Raw genomic sequence first — 1018 nt, forward strand, 5'->3', positions numbered from 1 at the left:
ATAGTATTGATTTAAAATCAAGGTAATCAATACTTTTAAAGTTTATGGATTTCTGAAGCTAACGTAAAATGGGGACATCAAAGCAGATGAAAATTGAAGAAAAGCACAGTATTGTAAATCACTGAAATACTGACGTTTATTTTTACGTTAGTCAGAATTTAAAAAAGCATACTGCATAAGTTGAGAATGAAGAAAGATATTGAAATACAAGGAATATTCGAAGCAATTGACAGTTTTGCAGTGAGAAGAATGAATCAATTCTTTGTGATTGGCAATTTGGTTGAAGGGACAATAGAGCCAGACTGGTTTGTAAGCATCAAATTTAATGATTCTATTTCAATGACTTTAAGGATAAATAGTATTGAAGAAATTGAGTTTACATCAAGACAAGATAAATATAAGTTGTTGGTTACGGATTGTGATAATGAAACAATTGATTTTCTATTGGGGCTTAATCTTGGACTTGAAAAGTTAGAAGTTACGATTGAAGGTGAGGATTAATATGAGATTGTTTTCAAAATATAAGTTAAGAATTGATTTGCCCAAAGGTATGTCATCAAGAATTGATGATAATAAGATTAGATTTATTGGAACATCAAATAATTTGATTGAATTAGCTCATGAGATAAGAAAATTGAATTTAATGGAAAATGGAGACTTCATAAAACTAGATAAGGTTGATTTGAGAGTCTCAGACGAGATTACGAATTTCATTAATGACAAAAAATTGATTGAAATGCCAAGACAGGCATTGAATATTTTTGCCAGCAAAATTCTTGAGGTTGTTGACGGTTATGAAGACAGTCCATTTGATTTTAACGATTGTGGATATTTATCTCCTAGACTAGATTTCGATATTGGGGTGGAACTAATTGATTAAAAACGAACTACAACACGCCGCTATAGCGCATAGCAGTCCGGCTCACTTTGGTCGGGCAGATTCCCGCCTCGATAGTCTCGTCCTCTCGGACGGACAATCTAAACGCAAATCTGCTACAGCGCCATGCGGCCAACCGTT

2 protein-coding genes are annotated in these 1018 nt (G+C 33.5%); both read left to right on the forward strand.

Translation table 11 applies throughout. The features are described from left to right. Nucleotides 1–186: 186 nt before the first annotated feature. Nucleotides 187–501, forward strand: a complete 315-nt coding sequence (locus ACSX1H_RS19340; RefSeq protein WP_439185899.1) for a hypothetical protein — start codon at nucleotides 187–189, stop codon at nucleotides 499–501. Nucleotide 502: 1 nt separating this feature from the next. Then, a complete protein-coding gene (locus ACSX1H_RS19345) occupies nucleotides 503–880 on the forward strand; it encodes a hypothetical protein (RefSeq protein WP_439185900.1) in 378 nt (125 codons plus the stop codon). The last annotated feature ends 138 nt before the right edge of the window (nucleotides 881–1018 follow it).

Origin of the sequence: Carboxylicivirga taeanensis (assembly GCF_051851475.1) — a bacterium.
Taxonomy (GTDB): domain Bacteria; phylum Bacteroidota; class Bacteroidia; order Bacteroidales; family Marinilabiliaceae; genus Carboxylicivirga; species Carboxylicivirga taeanensis.

Excerpts from the sequence above, each read along its gene's own strand:
- ACSX1H_RS19340 (WP_439185899.1), top strand. The coding sequence starts at position 187 with ATGAAGAAAGATATTGAAATACAAGGAATATTCGAAGCAATTGACAGT.
- ACSX1H_RS19345 (WP_439185900.1), top strand. The coding sequence starts at position 503 with ATGAGATTGTTTTCAAAATATAAGTTAAGAATTGATTTGCCCAAAGGT.